The following is an 18,897-nucleotide window of genomic DNA, read 5'->3' on the forward strand; positions in this document are numbered from 1 at the left end:
ACAACAGTGCGAGTGGAACAGTCAGAAGTCGAAGCCGAGCTGACCTTCGATCTCCGGAACGCTTCCGTTCGCCCAACTGCGGACCTTCTTGAGGTGCCGCCACTGGGGCAGCGCATCAAGATACGCCCACGACAACCGGTGGTACGGGGTGGGGCCCCGCTCCTCCAGTGCGATCTTGTGCACGGGCGACGGGTACCCGGCATTGTGCGCGAAACCGAAGTCTGCATGGTCGACACCCAGTTCGGCCATCAGTCCGTCGCGCTGGACCTTGGCGATCACCGAGGCCGCCGCCACCGCCACGCAGGAGCGGTCGCCCTTGATCACCGTGCGGACCATCCAGGGCGCGCCCAGGTAGTCGTGCTTCCCGTCGAGGATCACGGCATCGGGGCGGACCGGCAGAGCCTCCAGGGCACGCACCGCCGCGAGCCGCAGCGCTGCCGTCATCCCCAGATCGTCGATCTCCTCCGGGGACGCCTCCCCCAGGGCGTAGGCCGTCACCCACGTCCGCAGCACCTCCGCCAACTCCGTACGCCGCTTGACGGTCAGCAGCTTGGAGTCGGTGAGGCCCTCGGGCGGCCGGCGAAGACCGGTGACCGCCGCACAGACGGTGACGGGTCCGGCCCAGGCGCCGCGCCCCACCTCGTCGACACCGGCAATGACCTTCGCTCCGGTCGTGGCGCGGAGGGAGCGCTCGACGGTGTGAGTCGGTGGTTCGTACGGCATGGCGCCCTAAGCCTACGCCGCCGAGATCCCCGAGTGACACCCCGGTCCCCCTCAGGCCCCCGGACCTCCCTTTTCCGGCGTCAGGACCCGCCCGGCCGCAGCAGAGGAAGCATCAGCTGGTCGATCATCTCTGCAAGATCTTGATCGCTCCATTCGCTCGTGCACATCTTGGAGCGGTACATCATCATCGCCGGAATGGCGTCGAAGACGTATCCGTTCGCCGCGTCGGGGCGCACCTCTCCCCGCTCTATCCCACGGGTGATGACCTCGCACAGGAGTCCGATCATCGGCTCCACGACCCCCTCGAAGATCACGCCATGGAATCGCTCGGCCTGCACGGGATCGCATTCGTGAATCACGGCACGGAGCGCGAAACCCGTTCGCGAGAACATCGCGTCGCGTGCCTGACGGCACAGGGTCAGCAGATCCTCGCGCACGGTCCCACGGTCGGGCGCCCCGCCGAGGCGCGGCAGCCCGGCCTGCAGCGCGTCGGCCACCAGATCCTCTTTGGACGACCAGCGACGGTAGAGCGCGGCCTTTCCGGTCTGGGCGCCGGCGGCAACGCCCTCCATCGTCAGCCCGTTCCAGCCGACCGTGCTGAGCTGCTCCAGCGCGGCCTCCAGAATCGCGCGCTCGAGCACGGCGCCGCGCCGACGGAGGGAAGCCGCCCGAGCGGGGGCGGCCGTCCAGCCCGAGGTAACCATCTGCATCTCTCCAACGAACAAGGGGAAGCGGGGACTTCCGCAGGGGCGCATCGCGCGACGGCAGCGGGGGACGCGGCACACGACACGGACCTGAGTGAACGCTTGCGTTCACTGTCGGGGACTCACTACCGTTGACGAGCAAGTGAACGCGAGCGTTCACTAACGCCTTAGTGGGGGCCCCATAGTGACAACCTCTCAGCTGATCCAGGACTACAAACCGGGAACGGCCCGCCGGGAGGGGCGCCCCGGCATCGCACTCACGGTCATCGCGGCCTGCCAACTCATGGTGGCACTCGACGCGACTGCGTGATCAGCAATATCGTTCTCCTTGAGAAGGAGACGGGGGTCGATCTCCCCTGTGACCAGCAGATCCGGCAGGACCCAGGTGGGCGGCGGCGGCAACTCCACGCTCTCCACGCCGTCCAACAGGTCCATGATCTGCTCCCAGACGCCCTCAGCGACCCAGGTGTTGAACCGCGGGCTCAGCGACTTCCCTGACCGTCCCATGGACTCGGCCGCCCGCTCCCACGTCCCCTGATTCCGCGCTTTCCACAGCATCGCCTCCAGCGCCTGCCGCGGGTCGTACGCGGTCTTCCTCCCGTGCCCCCGACCGGTCTTCACAACGAGCGGCCGGATCTTCTCCCACACCTCGTCCGGCACTTCCACAGGCACCCGCCGGCCCGTCTCGGTAAACCACTGCCGCACCGGACACGGCTTTCCGTGCGTCATCGTCGGCACGACACTACGAATCTCGACCTTGATGCGCAGCAGCGCGCGGCAGTCACGCTGAGTTCCCGATGGACACAGAGAGTGTCCGGCAACTTTCGGGGGACCTCCGAACGTCAGCGGGTCGCGGACATCCACTCCGGCAGTGGCTCCGTGCGCTCCACCCACTCGGCGGGCGGCGCCCCCGCCTTGCAGGCGGCGAGCACGCCGCCCACGATGGCGCAGGTGGTGTCCACGTCGCCGCCGACCTGGGCTGTCGTCCAGAAGGCCGCTTCGTACCTGTCGCCGAGGGCACGCGCGGCCGACCAGAGGGCGAAGGGGACGGTGTCGTGGGCCGTCGTACGCCGTCCGCAGCCCAGGACCGCCGCGACGGTGCCCGCGTCTTCGTAGTCGAGCATGCCCTTGGCCCGGCGCAGGCCCGCGCCGACCGCGCTCCGCGGGACGAGCGCGATGACGCCGTCGAGGAGTTCCTCGGCACTGGGCGGCCCATCGGGAGCGGCGGCCAGCGCGGCGGCCGCGGCGACGGCCATGGCGCCGACGACGGCCTCGCGGTGCTGGTGCGTCGGGTACGCCGAGATCTCCGCCTGGTGGGTCGCCTGTTCCGGATCGTCGCCGTACCAGGCGCCCAGGGGGGCGATCCGCATGGCCGCGCCGTTCCCCCAGGACCCGTGCCCCTTGAACAGTCCGGCGGCCAGCTCACGCCATTCGCCGCCCTCCCTCACGAGGCGCAGCAGGCGGTTGATCGCCGGGCGGTAGCCCCGGTCGAAGTCGTGGTGCTCGACAAAGGAGGCGGCCAGTGCGTCCTGGTCGATGCGGTGGTGGGCGGCCAGGACCGCGACGACGGAGCAGGCCATCTCCGTGTCGTCCGTCCACTGCCAGGGGCCGGGCGGCAGCTCGCGGCGCTTCAGCAGGGGGTGGTTGCCCGGGACGAAGAACTGCGAGCCCAGCGCATCCCCCACCGCCAGCCCGCGCAAGCTGCTGAGCGCGCGGTCCAGGCGCTCGAGATGAAAGGAGTCAGCGGTCATCGCCCTGCCACTCTATTCGGTGATCCAGTTCGGCGCCGGGTCCCGCCAGCGCTCGAAGGGCCGGTCGAGTGTGTACTTGCCCTCGTCTCCGAGAACGAGCATGCGTATCTCGGCGTTCCCGGGGTTCGAGAGCGACTCGAATTCCGCGACCGTCCAGTGGAACCAGCGCATGCAGAACAGCCGCATGGCCAGACCGTGGGTCACCAGGAGCACGTTCGGGGGATGATCGGGGGCCTCGAAGCTGCGGAACAGGCTCTCCAGGAAGCCGCCGACCCGGTCGTACACGTCGGCGCCCGACTCGCCCTGCGGGAAGCGGAAGAAGAAGTGCCCGTAGGCGTCGCGGTAGGACTTCTGGAGCCGTACGTCGTCGCGTTCCTGCCAGTTTCCCCAGTCCTGCTCGCGCAGCCGGGGTTCCTCGCGCACCCGTATGAGATCGGGGTCGAGGTGGAAGGTGCGGAGGGTCTCGAGCGTCCGGCGGTAGGGGGAGACGTACACGCTCACGCGCTCCCGTCCGAAGATCTCCCGGAGCTCCTTGCCCGTGTCCTCCGCCTGCTGCCGGCCCCGCTCGGTCAGCGCGAGGGCGTGGTCGGGCTCCCTCTCGTACACGGAGTCGTCGATGTTGCCCATCGACTCGCCGTGCCGGACAAGGACGATGCGCCGTGGTCGTGCCATGCCGAAACCCTAGATCGGGCGACGGCCGTTCGAGCAGTCGCACGGGGCCCTTACGGCGCAGCTCACACGAACCCTGTACCGCGGACCACATCGACCACACAGGTCACATGCGGCGCAGGGGGCCTCGTCCGGTGTCGGACTGTTCAGACCGTCCAGCTGGGTTCCAGATCCACGATGTCGCCCGTGAGCGAGGCGACGTCCGCCTCGGTCTGGGCCCGCAGGGCCAGCCGTTCCACGCGCTCGGTGCGGTACTTGCCGTGTTCGGCGGCAGACCGCCACATCGACAGGACCAGGAACTCGTGCTCCGGGGCCTCGGCGAACATCCCGCGGATCATCCCGGGAGAGCCGGCCATCGCGGGGTTCCAGACCTTCTCCTGCATCAGGATGAAGTTCTCGACGCGCTCCTCGTGGATGCGGCAGAGGGCCACGCGGACCAGGTCGCTGTCCGTGAACCGGGGTTCGAAGCCGGTCTTCACGTCGAAGCGGTACTCGAACAGCTTGGCCTGGGTGTCCTTGAACGTGCCGGACTGGGACGCCGCCAGCCGGTCGTGCGAGCGGGCCATGAAGGAGTCGTAGAAGGCACGGCTCTCCCAGAAGGCGAAGATGTGCGCCACGCGGGGCCGCTGCCGGCTCCAGCCACCGCCCTGTCCTCGAAACCCCGGCTCGCCCAGAAGCCCCGCCCATTTACGCTGCCCCCGCTCGAAGCCCCGGCGGTCCACCACGGTGCAGCGAATCCACTTGACCAGCACCGCGCCATCGTAAGGCCATGGGCACGGCAGCCGTCACGCTCCGGCGGAGATCATGCGCGCGCACGCCCCCGCGCGCGTGGCACGATGGACAACGAGCCTTGACCGCTGGGGTGTTGGGGCAGGGGCGCGCTTGGGGAGGGGACGCGGGTGAACGGCTTCAGCAAGGGGATCCGCAAGGTCGAGGTCGCACTGAAGTGGGATCCGAGCCCGGCAGGTCAGCCTCCCACCGACCTGGACATCGTGGCCGCGACGTACGGGGCGGACGAGCCGTACGGGGCGCCGGCCTATGTGGTGCACTTCGACAGCCGCTCTCCCGACGGCACGATCTTCCTCAACCGGGACAGCACGGACGGCAGGGGCTTCGGCTGGGACGAGGTCATGACGCTCGAACTCGACCGGCTCGCGGGCCGGTACGCGCGCGTGGTGGTCGGTGTCGTCATACAACAGCGGCCGGTGGAGCGGACTTTCGTCAGAGTGCTGAATCCGTCCGTGCGCATACGGGAGGGCTACACCGTCCTCGCCGAGGACGACTTCGGTTCGGTCCTCGGGGCGACGGCGGCGACGGTCGCCGAGTTCGTGCGCGACGAGTCCGGCGCGTGGAACTTCCGTCCCGGTGTCCACGGCTTCGAGGACGACCCCGCCACCTTCACCAGGACCATGGGACAGGCGGATCGGCCCTGACCTTCCGGCCGTGAGGACGCGCAACGGAGAAGGGGTGCCGGCCTTGTGGCCGGCACCCCTCACCTCACAGGCTGTCCCTCAGGGTCAGCTGCAGCCGCTGGTCGAGCCGCAGCCCTCGCAGATGTAGCAGGAGCCGGCGCGCTGCATCTTGGTGCCGCAGGAGAAGCACAGCGGGGCGTCGGCCTGGATGCCCAGCTGCATCTCCACCAGCTCGGCGCTGGTGTGGGCCTGCCTGGGCGCGGGCTGGGCCGCCTCGGACTCGGCCCGCGGCGCGACGACGGCCTTCAGGTCCGTCTGGCGCGGCGCCGACTGGGCCAGGCCCTCGACGTCGACCTCGTCCTCGTTCGACTCGTAGGAGCCGGTCTCGAGGTGACGCTGACGCTCCTCGGCGGAGTGGATGCCGAGCGCCGAGCGCGTCTCGAAGGGCAGGAAGTCCAGCGCCAGGCGGCGGAAGATGTAGTCGACGATCGACTGCGCCATCCGCACGTCCGGGTCGTCGGTCATGCCGGCCGGCTCGAAGCGCATGTTGGTGAACTTCGAGACGTACGTCTCCAGGGGCACGCCGTACTGGAGGCCGACGGAGACCGCGATGGAGAAGGCGTCCATCATGCCCGCGAGAGTCGAGCCCTGCTTGGACATCTTCAGGAAGACCTCACCAAGGCCGTCGTCCGGGTAGGAGTTGGCGGTCATGTAGCCCTCGGCGCCACCGACCGTGAAGGAGGTGGTGATGCCGGGGCGGCCCTTGGGGAGGCGCTTGCGGACCGGGCGGTACTCGACGACCTTCTCGACCGTCTCACGGATGGCGGCCTCGGCCTTCTCCGTGATCTCGGCCTTCTCCTTCTCCTTGGTCTTCGCGGAGAGCGGCTGGCCGACCTTGCAGTTGTCGCGGTAGATCGCGAGCGCCTTGACGCCCATCTTCCACGCCTCGAAGTAGACCTCTTCGACGTCCTCGACGGTCGCCGTCTCCGGCAGGTTGACCGTCTTGGACAGCGCGCCGGAGATCCACGGCTGGATCGCGGCCATCATGCGGACGTGGCCCATCGCGGAGATGGAGCGCTCGCCCATGGCGCAGTCGAACACCTCGTAGTGCTCGAGCTTCAGGCCGGGGGCGTCGATCACATTGCCGTGCTCGGCGATGTGGGCGACGATCGCCTCGATCTGCTCCTCCTGGTAGCCCAGGCGGCGCAGGGCCTGCGGGACGGTGCCGTTGACGATCTGCATCGAGCCGCCGCCGACCAGCTTCTTGAACTTGACCAGGGCGAGGTCGGGCTCGAGGCCGGTGGTGTCGCAGGACATCGCGAGACCGATGGTGCCGGTCGGGGCGATGACCGACGCCTGCGCGTTGCGGAAGCCGTTCTTCTCGCCGAGGCGCAGCACGTCCTGCCAGGCCTCGGTGGCCGCGGCCCAGACCGGCGTGTCCAGGTCGTCCATGCGGACGGCCGCGGTGTTGGCGTCGGCGTGCTGCTTCATGACGCGCAGGTGCGGCTGGGCGTTGCGGGCGTAGCCGTCGTACGCGCCGACGACCGCGGCGAGTTCGGCGGAGCGCCGGTACGACGTGCCGGTCATCAGGGAGGTGATGGCGCCGGCGAGGGCGCGGCCGCCGTCGGAGTCGTACGCGTGGCCGGTCGCCATCAGCAGGGCGCCGAGGTTGGCGTAGCCGATGCCGAGCTGGCGGTACGCGCGCGTGTTCTCGCCGATCTTCTGCGTCGGGAAGTCCGCGAAGCAGATGGAGATGTCCATCGCGGTGATGACGAGCTCGACGACCTTGGCGAAGCGCTCGACGTCGAAGGACTGGCTGCCCTTGCCGTCGTCCTTGAGGAACTTCATCAGGTTCAGCGAGGCGAGGTTGCAGGACGTGTTGTCCAGGTGCATGTACTCGCTGCACGGGTTCGAGCCGTTGATGCGGCCGGACTCCGGGCACGTGTGCCAGTGGTTGATGGTGTCGTCGTACTGGATGCCCGGGTCGGCGCAGGCCCAGGCGGCCTCGGCCATCTTGCGGAACAGGGCCTTGGCGTCGGTCTCCTCGATGACCTCGCCGGTCATCCGCGCGCGGAGGCCGAACTTGCCGCCCTCCTCGACCGCCTTCATGAACTCGTCGTTCACGCGGACCGAGTTGTTGGCGTTCTGGTACTGGACGGACGTGATGTCGTCGCCGCCCAGGTCCATGTCGAAGCCCGCGTCGCGCAGGGCGCGGATCTTCTCCTCTTCCTTCACCTTGGTCTCGATGAAGTCCTCGATGTCGGGGTGGTCGACGTCGAGGATGACCATCTTGGCCGCGCGGCGGGTGGCGCCACCGGACTTGATGGTGCCGGCGGAGGCGTCGGCGCCGCGCATGAAGGAGACCGGGCCGGAGGCGTTGCCGCCGGAGGACAGCAGCTCCTTGGAGGAGCGGATGCGGGAGAGGTTCAGGCCGGCGCCGGAGCCGCCCTTGAAGATCATGCCCTCTTCCTTGTACCAGTCGAGGATCGACTCCATGGAGTCGTCGACGGACAGGATGAAGCAGGCGGAGACCTGCTGGGGCTGCGGGGTGCCCACGTTGAACCAGACAGGGCTGTTGAAGCTGAAGATCTGGTGCAGGAGGGCGTACGCCAGCTCGTGCTCGAAGATCTCGGCGTCGGCGGGCGACGCGAAGTACTTGTGGTCCTCGCCGGCCTGCCGGTACGTCTTCACGATGCGGTCGATCAGCTGCTTGAGGCTGACCTCGCGCTGCGGGGTGCCGACGGCTCCGCGGAAGTACTTGCTGGTGACGATGTTGACCGCGTTCACCGACCAGAAGTCGGGGAACTCGACGCCACGCTGCTCGAAGTTGACCGAGCCGTCGCGCCAGTTGGTCATGACGACGTCACGGTGCTCCCAGGCCACCTCGTCGTACGGGTGCACGCCGGGAGTGGTGTGGATGCGCTCGATACGCAGCCCCTTGGTGGCCTTGGCTCCCTTGGCCCGGGAACCTCGCGCCGGACCGCTCGCCGTCTCTGTCATGCCGCCTCCCTGTACGGGCTAAAACGCCCTGAAGTGCCCCGATGTTCCCGTGGCACGGTGTTCTGTCGTGTGTTGCGGGCACCCTCGCTGACACCCGCAACAGGTCTTGGGTCGCCGCCTGCCGGCCGGTGCCGGGCTCTTCGCCCGGTCCCGGTCCACCGGTCAGTCGGCGGCGTGAGCGGGCACGGGGACCTGAGTGGTCTCGCCGCACCCGCGGTCGTCCTCCTGGCTCCCCGATCCCGTGTCCTCGTCGTCCGCGACGTGGTCCCGCGTCGCTTCCCTGAGCTCCGCGATGGCGGCCTCGAAGTCCTCGAGCGAGTCGAACGCCCGGTACACGGAGGCGAATCGCAGATAGGCGACGAGGTCGAGCTCCTGCAACGGGCCGAGTATGGCCAGTCCCACGTCATGGGTGGTCAGCTCGGCGCTTCCGGTGGCCCGCACCGCCTCCTCGACCCGTTGGCCCAGTTGAGCGAGTGCGTCCTCGGTGACGGGCCGCCCCTGGCACGCCTTGCGCACGCCATTGATGATCTTGGTGCGACTGAAAGGCTCGGTGACTCCGGACCGCTTGACCACCATGAGCGAGCACGTCTCCACGGTCGTGAAACGACGGGAGCAGCCCGGGCACTGGCGGCGCCTGCGGATCGACGTGCCGTCATCGGTCGTACGGCTGTCGACGACACGGCTGTCGGGGTGCCTGCAGAAGGGGCAGTGCATGATCTCCAACCCTCCTCACAGCAGACTAAACAGCCCCAAGAGACCTCATGGGCCTCCCGGAGCAGCCTTAAGCATAGGCGATCGCAGAGGCATCTCAGACCTCAGGGACCACAACTTGTGGGCTGCTGTCGCAATCCAACCACTAGATGTGGGGATTGGCTCACGCAACGACACAACCGCGTGTCACAGGCGTACACACAGACGCGCATAGCGCGGACGCACGGGAGCGCGAGGCGCAGGGACAGGGCCGCACCCTCCGCCGGAACGCCCACCCGGACGGCCGTACCGTCGGCGGCACTTGCGGAGATACCGTGGGCGCCGCACGGAGGACGCGTGGGGCTGCGGCACAGAAGGAGACGGGATCCCGACCGACGAGGCCACGGATGGCAGACTGGGGGCCGGCTCACGAGGCCGACAGCCCGGCGGCGAGGAGTACCGCAATGAGTCGCTTTGTCGGCCTGGTACCGCGATAGCCATACACCCAAAGACATGATCACGCCGGGCGAATCGCGATTTTTCACTCGAACGTGTGTTTGGCGCAACCTTTCGAAAGCAACTACCGTTGTCCAGCAGGGAGACCATCGAGAGGGGCCGACGTGACCACCACCGCAGACAGTGCCACCATCACCGCCCAGGACCGCTCCCAGGGACGACTCGAGCCGGTGCATGTGATGAACGAAGCCACGAATCCCGAGGGGCACAAGCGCTCCCTGCCGGGTCGACCTCCAGGTATCCGAGCGGACAGCTCCGGACTCACCGACCGGCAGCGCCGGGTGATCGAGGTTATCCGGGACTCCGTGCAGCGTCGCGGCTACCCGCCGTCGATGCGGGAGATCGGTCAGGCCGTCGGACTCTCCAGCACCTCCTCGGTCGCGCACCAGCTGATGGCACTGGAGCGCAAGGGCTTCCTGCGCCGAGACCCGCACCGCCCGCGCGCGTACGAGGTGCGCGGCTCCGACCAGGCGGTGACGGTGCAGCCGACGGACACCGCGGGCAAGCCCGCCGCGTCGTACGTCCCGCTGGTCGGCCGCATCGCCGCCGGTGGCCCGATCCTCGCCGAGGAATCCGTCGAGGACGTCTTCCCGCTGCCCCGGCAGCTCGTCGGTGACGGCGAGCTGTTCGTCCTGAAGGTCGTCGGCGACTCCATGATCGAGGCCGCCATCTGCGACGGCGACTGGGTCACCGTGCGCCGCCAGCCCGTCGCCGAGAACGGCGACATCGTGGCCGCCATGCTCGACGGCGAGGCCACGGTCAAGCGCTTCAAGCGCGAGGACGGCCACGTCTGGCTCCTCCCGCACAACGCGGCCTACGAGCCGATCCCCGGCGACGACGCGACCATTCTGGGCAAGGTCGTCGCGGTGCTGCGGCGCGTGTGACGGCTGCGGCGGGCGGGCCCGGAGGCTCGCTCCCTGACCGGGCCCCGGAACCCCTGCGCCGGTTCCGGGGCCCTGCTGTACGGGGCTCACAGCTGTACGGGTGTCACGGTCGGCGTGCGGCACAGGGGGCCGCCGTCACTTCGCCTCCGTCTGCCGGGCGGCCGCGTCGATCGCCGCGAGCGACTTCCGGACCTGGTTACGGTCCGTGGTGTACCAGAAGTCGGGCAGTGACGCCTTGAGATAGCTCCCGTAGCGCGCGGTGGCGAGCCGCTGATCCAGGACGGCCACCACACCCCGATCCCCCGATGCCCGTACGAGACGCCCGGCGCCCTGCGCCATGAGCAGCGCCGCGTGCGTGGCGGCGACCGCCATGAAGCCGTTGCCGCCGGCCTCCTCGACCGCCTTCTGACGGGCGCTCATCAACGGGTCGTCGGGGCGCGGAAACGGGATCTTGTCCATGACGACCAGCTGGCAGCTGGGACCGGGAACGTCCACGCCCTGCCACAGCGACAGCGTGCCGAAGAGGCACATCTTGGGGTCCGCCGCGAAACCCTTGATCAACTCGCCCAGGGTTTCCTCGCCTTGGAGCAGGATCGGGAACTCCGGGATCCGGGAGCGCAGTTCCTCGGCAGCGAGCTGGGCGGCCCGCATCGAGGAGAACAGGCCGAGCGTGCGACCGCCGGCCGCCTGGATGAGCTCGGTCAACTCGTCGAGCATGTCGGCGCGGTCGCCGTCCCGAGCGGGGCGGGAGAGGTGCTTGGCGACGTACAGGATGCCCTGCTTGGGGTAGTCGAAGGGCGAGCCGACGTCGACGCCCTTCCACGCCGGGAGGTCATCGCCCTCCGTGCCTTCGGGGGCCAGCCCCAAGGAGGCGCCGACTCCGTTGAAGTCGCCGCCCAGCTTGAGGGTGGCGGAGGTGAGGATCACGGAGCGGTCCGCGAAGAGCTTCTCCCTGAGGAGGCCGGAGACCGACATGGGGGCGACGCGCAGGGAGGCGCCGAACCGGTCGTGGCGTTCGTACCAGACCACGTCCCACTCGGAGCCGTTCAGGACGCGCTCCGCCACGTCGTGCACCGTCTCCACGGAGGCCAGCGCCTGCTTGCGGACCGCGTCCTCGTCCTGGACGGACTTGTCACGGGTCGCGCCGATACCCGAGATGACGGTGCGAGCAGCGTCTCGCAGCGCCATCAGGGCGTAGCCGAGATCCTCCGGGATCTCCTCCATGCGACCCGGCAGGGCCAGCTCCATCAGCCGCTCGAAGCCCTCGGCGGCGGTCTGGAGCTGGTCGGCGGCCTTCTCGTCGACCAGCTTCGCCGCGCGGCGCACCGCGCGGTTGACCTGGCCGGACGTGAGCTCGCCGGTGGCGGCGCCGGTGACACGGGAGACCAGCTCGTGCGCCTCGTCCACGATCAGTACCTCGTGCTGCGGAAGCACCGGGGCGCCCTCGATGGCGTCGATCGCGAGCAGGGCGTGGTTGGTGACGACGACATCCGCCAGCTTGGCCTGCTCGCGAGACATCTCGGCGAAGCACTCGGCGCCGTACGCGCACTTCGAGGCACCCAGGCACTCCCGGGAGGACACCGACACCTGCGCCCAGGCGCGGTCGGAGACACCGGGTGTGAGGTCGTCGCGGTCGCCGTTCTCGGTCTCGTCCGCCCAGTCGCGCATGCGCAGCAGGTCCTGGCCCAGCTTGCTGGTGGGCGCCGCCGCCTCGAACTGGTCGAAGAGGCCTTCCTCCTCGTCCTGCGGCATCCCCTCGTGGAGGCGGTGCAGGCACAGGTAGTTCGACCTGCCCTTGAGCATCGCGAACTGCGGGCGGCGGCGCAGCAACGGATGCAGCGCCTCGACCGTACGCGGCAGGTCGCGCTCCACGAGCTGGCGCTGGAGGGCGAGGGTCGCCGTCGCCACGACGACGCGCTCCCCGTGCGCGAGCGCGGGCACGAGATAGCCCAGCGACTTTCCCGTGCCGGTGCCGGCTTGGACCAGCAGGTTGGATCCGTCGTCGATCGCCTCGGCGACCGATTCGGCCATGGTCACCTGGCCGGGGCGCTCCGTACCGCCGACGGCTGTGACAGCGGCATGCAGGAGTTCGGGGAGTGAGGGCTTCGTCATAGCGCGACCACCCTACGGCCCGGCACTGACAACCGGCGCATCACCAGCTGGACGGGCGGCTGGACGAAGGGTGGGATCACCAGGGGAGCTCCTCGGATCGTACGGCGAGAAGCCGCATCGGCCGGCTGGGAACCGGAACGGCTCGAGCGGTGTACCACATGTGAAGGCGTCGTCACGCGGCGCTACAGCAGATCGCGCAGGGACCGGTCACGGATCATGAGGGCGGCTCGCTTGGCGGGCAGGTCGACCTCCTCGGCGAATCGGAACCCTGCGTTCAGGAAAGCGGCGATGGAGGGGGTGTTGCGAAGATCGGGCTCCGCGACGACGCGCACGCAGGCGGGACGGTGGTCCAGCACGAGGTCGGCCACGCTTCTGAGCAGGGCTGAACCGATTCCCCGCCCGCGGTCGGCGACCCCGCCGATGAGGAGATGGATCCCGGTGTCGTGCGGGCGGGCCGGGTAGTGGCGGGCAAGGGGGTCCAGGTCTGCCCGGTAGATCTCCCAGTAGCTCATGGGGGTGCCGTCCAGCATGCCGATGCACGGGACGCTGCGTCCGTCGCCGGTGAGCTGAGCGCGCAGGTGATCCTCGGTGCGTGACCCGGCTCCGGCCAGATTCCAGAACGCGGCGATGGCGGGGTCGTTCATCCAGCGGGTGATGAGCGGAAGATCGCGGTCGAGGCGGACGGGGACCAGGTGAAAGAGGCCTACGGGTGTGACGGTCGGGCCCCAGTCGCCGACACGATCAAGCAGGTCACCGTCCAGGGCGGAGCCGTCGGCGAGCGAGGGCGACCCGTCATCGGTCCCGTCATCGATCTCTTCATCGGTCGGGGCGAGGCGAGCCGTCGCCTCTACGTCACCGCTTCCGGTTGTGGGTGTCTCCCCTGCGAGAAGGGCGATGAGTTCGTCGGGCAGCCGCAGTTCCAGCGTGTCCTCCCCGTCTCCGCCGGGGCGGAAGCAGCCCAAGTGAACGGGTACGGGCACGGGTTCGGCGTCGGCGCTCGCGTCGGTGGGCGGCACGGCGCGCTCCTCTCAGGCGGCGAGGCGGGGCATGTTCCTCGGAGGTGAATGGGGTCGGTCATGAAGGAACGGGAGGGAACGCAAGTCGAGTCGGGAGACGGTCAGCAGTGATCCGGTTCAGGAGTGCAGGGGGTTGGCGATGGTGACGTAGACGGACTGGGTGTCGACCGGGCCGACGAGTTCGTCGAGGCCGCGCACGCGGGTCAGCAGGTTGGCCTTGCAGCGCAGCACGGGTGAGTCGAGCAGGTGAGTGGGCAGGGAGGTGCGCAGCGGGTCCGACCCTGAAGCGAGGCCCGCAAGGAAGCGGCGGAAGGCAGCGAGGAGCAACTGTTCGTCGGCAAGGCGCTGGGAGCCGAACGCGCCGATCAGACCGAGCACGTTGTTGATGGCGAGGTAGTACGCGAAGCGTTCGTCGGCGACCTCGTCGGAGACGAACGTGTCGCTCTGCTCGCCGATGCCGGGCAGGCGGGCGTCGAGTTCGGCACGCCGGGACTCACGGAAGTAGTAGCCCTGGTTGTCGCGGTAGCGGCCGCCCGCGGGCCAGCCCTCGGCGTCCAGCAAAAGCAGCGTGTTCTGTTGGTGCGCCTCAAGGGCGATTCCCGCCTCGCTGTCCAGCCACAGCACGGGACGCACGACGTGTTCCAGGTAGCGCAGGAACCACTCCGTGGCGACGGCTGCACCAGGACGGCCGGTCCGCTCGGCGAGCCGAGTGACGGCGTGGGCCAGGCGGGACCCGAAGGGCGGTGTCCCCGCGGACGCGGCGTCGTCGGTCGTCACTGCCGGTTGGCCAATCGTCGCCGCCGAACCGGCAAAGGGGCGAGGTGAAACGAGGCCGGCGACACAGGAGACGTCATCGGACGGAAGGAAGGGGTTGTGCCGGATCACCACGTCAAGCCCCGGCACGGGCAGGCCGTCCGGTCCGTCGACGCCCAGCCAGGCCGGATCGCGAACGATGTCGAAGGCCGGGTGCACCGCCTGCCACTGCTGGGACAGCCCACTGCGCAAAAGGCGGTGCACCTCAACACCACGGTGGAGCTCCTTGCGGAGGTTCTCCCGGCGGGAGTTGGTGATCCTCAGGCCGAGGGACAGCTTGAGCATCGCCGGAGCGCCCGACCGATGGACGGTTCGTACGGAGGAGGTGGGATGCCACGCGAGACCGGACGGCCCCAGCTCCCGGAGCAGTCCGGCGTCGAGAAGGGACGCGGTCTCGTCGCGGTGCCGGACCTCGCGTGACTGCCAGGGATGCAGGGGCAGAGCAGCGTATCCCTCAGGCACGGACAGCCCGGTTCCGGCGAGCCGCGCCGTGAGGTGGTCCGCCGGAACGGTACGACCGCGCTCGGTCCAGGCCGAGTCGGCTGCGAGCACGGAAGGAGCGACGGCCATCCAGTGCAGAGGAAAGGAGCCGCACAACTCGGGTGAGTACAGGCGGCCTTCGCCCTCGGTCAGGCCTTCACGGCTCTTCGGGGTCGGGTGCAGCGGATGCCCGAGCAGGAGGGCCTGCTCGGCACTGAGGAAGAGATCGGGTCCGTCGTCGACGCGTTGCCGCCGCTCGCTGATGAAGGAGGCGGTACGGCGAACGGAGTCGGCCACCCTGGCGACGAGATCGCCGCCCTCACTGATCGGGCTCGGGTCTGCGCCCGGACCGCCGCCGATGACTGTGCCCGCTCCCCCACGTGTCTCCCGGTCCAGCAGCGCCGCAAGCATGACCGCGTCGACCGGTGGTACATCCTCGGGTGTGCCGGTGAGGCGTGGGAGGCCGAAGCGGTGCCAGCCTGTCGGGGACCAGTACCGGACCGGCACGATCAGGGCCGTGCCAATGCTGGGCAACGGGATACGCAGGGTGTCGCCCTCGGTCGTGGCGAGCCCCGTCTCTCGTACCCAGCAACGGAGCAGGTTCTCCACGGCCGCGGCCTGGGCGGCGGTGTGCGGGTCGGGGTGCCGCAGCAGATCGGTGACGGTGGCACGCGCTCCAGCCGCTTCCGGAGTCCAGACCTGCTGCTCAGGTACCGACTCGCTCGCCGGCGCGGGTGGGGCTTGTGTCACCCGGGGCACGTCATCGGGAGTGTGGGAGCGGCAGTCTGATGTGGAGGTGGCGTTCAAGACTGTTCCTCGGGACGTTCGGACGTTGAGCGATCGGGAACTTCGGACCTGCGGGATCTTCGGGGGGATGTAACGGACCGTTGGTGGCTGGCCGTTGTTGCCGGAGGACCGTCGTTGACGAGGACGGCTGAGACGGGGTTGCGCGAACGACCTACACCGCCCGACCGGTACAGCCGCCTCGTGGCCGCGGGGACCGGCGAACCGCATCCCCGTTGCCGCGGGCCACCGTTGCCACGGCGTCCGTCAGGCGATCGAGTACGGCCGCGGCCTGCTCGTCGCTGATCGTGAGCGGAGGGAGGAGGCGTACGACGGTCGAGTGGGCGCCGCCGAGCTCCACGATCAGACCGCGTCGCAGACACTCCCGCTGGACGGCGAAGGCGAGTTGGGACGGGCCGGGACCTGGGATGCGACTGGACGCGGCTCCTGCCGCCCTGTCCGTCTCGTCATCCGTTCCGCCATCTGTCCCGTCATCCGGGTCGACCAGCTCAACGCCGATCATCAGCCCGCGCCCTCGCACATCCCCCACACACGCGAACTCCCCCTGCAGTTGGTGCAGTTGCCCCAGCATGCGGGAGCCGAGCCGGGCCGCGTGCTCGGCGAGGCCGTTCTCGCGGACGTGGGCGAGGGTGGCCGTGCCTGCGGCCATGGCGAGTTGGTTGCCGCGGAAGGCGCCGACGGGAGCATCGCAATCACTGACGTCGAGGTCGTCGCGGTAGACGACGACGGCCAGCGGGAGGCTGCCGCCGATGGCCTTGGACAGGATCATCAGGTCAGGAGTGATGCCGCTGTGCTCCACGGCCCAGAAGGCCCCGGTCCGACCGACTCCGGTCTGGATCTCGTCGGCGATCAGCGGGATGGATCGGTCGGCCGTGATCTGCCTGATGCGGCGCAGCCAGTCGTCCGACGCGGGGATTGTGCCGCCGTCCCCCCGAACCGGTTCGAGGACCACCGCGGCAGGAAGCGGCCGACCCGGCGTGGCGTCATCGAGGAGGAACTGGGGCCGACCGGCGTCGAGTTCGGCTTCGGCCGAGGCTCCGGTGGAGACCAGGATTCCGGTACGCCCCGTGGCACTCCGAGCCAGACTGAACGCGGCCTCGACGGCGTCCCTGTCGGCCGGCCCGCAGAACCGGACGCGTGCGCGGTCGGCGAGGCCGGGCGGCAGCGTGCGGAACAGTTCGGTGATGAAGGCTTCCTGGAGGGGGGTCGCCAGGTCGGGAACGGAGAGAGGGGCACCGGAATCGAGGACCTTGCGGATGGCCTCGAGGACGACGGGGTGGTTGTGGCCGAGGGCCAGCGTTCCGGCTCCGGAGAGGCAGTCGAGGTAGCGGCGGCCGTCGGCGCCCTCGACGGTCAACCCACGGGCCCGGACCGGCACGATGGGGAGGGCGTCCGCATAGCTGCGCACCGCAGGCTCGCGCCCTGGCTGATGCCCTGAACGTTGCCCTGCCTGGCGCACTGCTTCGCGCCTCAGGATCCCCTCCTGCGCGGCGCGTGCCCCTCCGAACGCGAACGTCCCCTCGGCCACCGACTCGGTTACGGCCACGGCTGTTGTCCTCCCGCTGTCCAGAGGCGAGTTGATGCGGGACCTCCGCACGCGGGGACCGCGTGCAGACAGCAGACCCCTCACGGCTACAACCCGGGACCGCCCACCGGGTTACGGGTTGACTCAAGATCCTTGCCGTGATGGAACCGTTCCCCGCACGCGGGAACTCCTCTCAACCTTGAAGGCCCGCCCCCTGCATGCCGCAGGGGACGGGCCTTCGAGTTGCTGATCCGTATCAGAGCGCCGACGCAGGCACGTACGGCGTCAGCTCCGCTGCCAGTTCCTCGTGTACGCGCGCCTTGAGCAGGGTGCCCTCCGCGGTGTGCTCCTCGGAGAGAACCTCGCCCTCGGTGTGGGCGCGGGCGACCAGCTTGCCGTGGGTGTACGGGACGAGTGCCTCGATCTCGACGGACGGGCGGGGCAGCACGTCGTCGATCAGTGTGCGCAGCTCGTCGATGCCCCGGCCGGTGCGGGCCGAGATCGCGATGGAGCGCTTCTCGATGCGCAGCAGCCGCTGCAGCACCAGCGGGTCGGCCGCATCCGCCTTGTTGATGATGACGATCTCGGGTACGTCGGTGGCGCCGACGTCCCGGATCACCTCGCGTACGGCGGCCAGTTGCTCTTCCGGCGCCGGGTGCGAGCCGTCCACCACGTGCAGGATCAGGTCGGAGTCGCCGACCTCCTCCATCGTGGAGCGGAACGCCTCGACCAGGTGGTGCGGGAGGTGCCGGACGAAGCCGACGGTGTCCGCCAGCGTGTAGAGCCGGCCGCTCGGGGTCTCCGCCCGGCGGACGGTCGGGTCCAGGGTCGCGAACAGGGCGTTCTCGACCAGGACGCCCGCGCCCGTGAGGCGGTTGAGCAGCGAGGACTTGCCCGCGTTGGTGTAGCCCGCGATGGCGACGGACGGCACCTTGTTGCGGCGGCGCTCCTGGCGCTTGATCTCGCGGCCGGTCTTCATCTCCGCGATCTCCCGGCGCATCTTCGCCATCTTCTCGCGGATCCGGCGCCGGTCCGTCTCGATCTTGGTCTCACCGGGACCACGGGTGGCGAGGCCGCCGCCCTTGCCGCCGCCCATCTGGCGGGACAGCGACTGACCCCAGCCTCGCAGCCGCGGCAGCATGTACTGCATCTGTGCCAGCGAGACCTGCGCCTTGCCCTCCCGGGACTTGGCGTGCTGGGCGAAGATGTCGAGGATCAGGGCCGTACGGTCGATGACCTTGACCTTGACGACGTCCTCGAGCTGGATCAGCTGACCCGGGCTGAGCTCACCGTCGCAGATGACCGTGTCCGCGCCCGTCTCGAGGACGATGTCACGCAGCTCGACGGCCTTGCCGGAGCCGATGTAGGTGGCCGCGTCGGGCTTGTCGCGGCGCTGGATCACGCCGTCGAGCACCATCGCACCCGCGGTCTCGGCGAGGGCGGCCAGCTCCGCGAGGGAGTTGTCGGCGTCCTGCGCGGTCCCCGTGGTCCACACACCGACCAGCACGACCCGCTCCAGGCGGAGCTGGCGGTACTCGACCTCGGTGACGTCCTCGAGCTCGGTGGAGAGGCCCACCACGCGGCGCAGAGCCGCGCGCTCGGAGCGGTCGAGCTGCTCGCCGTCCCGCTCTCCGTCGATCTCGTGGCTCCAGGCGACGTCCTCTTCCATCAGGGCATCGGCCCGAAGACCTTCGGGATAGGCGTGCGCGAAGCGCTTGGTGTCCTGGGAAGGGGAAGAAGAGGAGGTCATTGGATCCTTACGTCGATGGGGATTCCGATACGGCGGCCGGTCGTCGTC

Annotated in this window: 14 protein-coding genes and 1 pseudogene; 2 read left to right on the plus strand and 13 right to left on the minus strand. The window is 69.3% G+C overall.

Features of this window, described 5'->3' with window-relative positions:
• Positions 1-21: 21 nt before the first annotated feature.
• The 6 genes and pseudogenes from ABZ910_RS21565 to ABZ910_RS21590 all read right to left on the minus strand — a co-directional run bounded on the left by ABZ910_RS21565 (position 22) and on the right by ABZ910_RS21590 (position 4,599).
• Positions 22-723, minus strand: coding sequence for a ribonuclease HII (locus ABZ910_RS21565; RefSeq protein WP_361367329.1), 702 nt, complete (start codon positions 721-723; stop codon positions 22-24).
• 80 nt (positions 724-803) lie between these two features.
• Positions 804-1,427, minus strand: a complete 624-nt coding sequence (locus ABZ910_RS21570; protein ID WP_361367429.1) for a TetR/AcrR family transcriptional regulator — start codon at positions 1,425-1,427, stop codon at positions 804-806.
• A gap of 444 nt (positions 1,428-1,871) precedes the next feature.
• A pseudogene (locus ABZ910_RS21575) lies at positions 1,872-2,156 on the minus strand (transposase); the annotation flags it as partial.
• A 113-nt stretch (positions 2,157-2,269) separates the two neighbouring features.
• Positions 2,270-3,178 (minus strand): ADP-ribosylglycohydrolase family protein, encoded by a 909-nt coding sequence (locus ABZ910_RS21580; RefSeq protein ID WP_361367332.1) that lies wholly within the window; start codon positions 3,176-3,178, stop codon positions 2,270-2,272.
• A 12-nt stretch (positions 3,179-3,190) separates the two neighbouring features.
• Entirely contained in the window at positions 3,191-3,850 is a 660-nt protein-coding gene (locus ABZ910_RS21585) for a histidine phosphatase family protein (protein WP_361367335.1), read from the minus strand.
• Between the two features lie 143 nt (positions 3,851-3,993).
• The gene (locus ABZ910_RS21590) at positions 3,994-4,599 is read right to left on the minus strand and encodes a YdbC family protein (protein ID WP_361367338.1); all 606 of its coding nucleotides are present in this window, start codon (positions 4,597-4,599) and stop codon (positions 3,994-3,996) included.
• Positions 4,600-4,746: 147 nt separating this feature from the next.
• Here ABZ910_RS21590 and ABZ910_RS21595 point away from each other — a divergent pair, with 147 nt between their 5' ends.
• Entirely contained in the window at positions 4,747-5,280 is a 534-nt protein-coding gene (locus ABZ910_RS21595; RefSeq protein ID WP_361367341.1) for a TerD family protein, read from the plus strand.
• Between the two features lie 84 nt (positions 5,281-5,364).
• Here ABZ910_RS21595 and ABZ910_RS21600 read toward each other — a convergent pair whose 3' ends face one another.
• Positions 5,365-8,259: a vitamin B12-dependent ribonucleotide reductase gene (locus ABZ910_RS21600; RefSeq protein ID WP_361367344.1), complete on the minus strand. Its 2,895-nt coding sequence runs from the start codon at positions 8,257-8,259 to the stop codon at positions 5,365-5,367.
• A gap of 162 nt (positions 8,260-8,421) precedes the next feature.
• Entirely contained in the window at positions 8,422-8,973 is a 552-nt protein-coding gene (gene nrdR / locus ABZ910_RS21605) for a transcriptional regulator NrdR (RefSeq protein WP_361367346.1), read from the minus strand.
• Positions 8,974-9,569: 596 nt separating this feature from the next.
• On the opposite strand from nrdR, the gene lexA reads away from it, so the two are divergent.
• On the plus strand, positions 9,570-10,349 hold the full coding sequence (gene lexA, locus ABZ910_RS21610; RefSeq protein ID WP_361367348.1) for a transcriptional repressor LexA: 780 nt from the start codon (positions 9,570-9,572) through the stop codon (positions 10,347-10,349).
• Between the two features lie 135 nt (positions 10,350-10,484).
• Here the strand turns inward: lexA and ABZ910_RS21615 are convergent, their stop codons facing one another.
• The 5 genes from ABZ910_RS21615 to hflX form a co-directional block, all read right to left on the minus strand.
• Positions 10,485-12,461: an ATP-dependent DNA helicase gene (locus ABZ910_RS21615; RefSeq protein WP_361367351.1), complete on the minus strand. Its 1,977-nt coding sequence runs from the start codon at positions 12,459-12,461 to the stop codon at positions 10,485-10,487.
• Positions 12,462-12,643: 182 nt separating this feature from the next.
• Entirely contained in the window at positions 12,644-13,441 is a 798-nt protein-coding gene (locus ABZ910_RS21620) for a GNAT family N-acetyltransferase (protein ID WP_361367431.1), read from the minus strand.
• A gap of 153 nt (positions 13,442-13,594) precedes the next feature.
• Positions 13,595-15,520 (minus strand): IucA/IucC family protein, encoded by a 1,926-nt coding sequence (locus ABZ910_RS21625; protein ID WP_361367354.1) that lies wholly within the window; start codon positions 15,518-15,520, stop codon positions 13,595-13,597.
• Between the two features lie 208 nt (positions 15,521-15,728).
• Positions 15,729-17,051, minus strand: a complete 1,323-nt coding sequence (locus tag ABZ910_RS21630; protein WP_361367434.1) for an aminotransferase class III-fold pyridoxal phosphate-dependent enzyme — start codon at positions 17,049-17,051, stop codon at positions 15,729-15,731.
• A gap of 304 nt (positions 17,052-17,355) precedes the next feature.
• On the minus strand, positions 17,356-18,849 hold the full coding sequence (hflX, locus tag ABZ910_RS21635) for a GTPase HflX (protein WP_361367357.1): 1,494 nt from the start codon (positions 18,847-18,849) through the stop codon (positions 17,356-17,358).
• Positions 18,850-18,897 lie beyond the last annotated feature (48 nt).

Origin of the sequence: Streptomyces sp. NPDC046805 (genome assembly GCF_040645355.1) — a bacterium.
Lineage (GTDB): Bacteria > Actinomycetota > Actinomycetes > Streptomycetales > Streptomycetaceae > Streptomyces.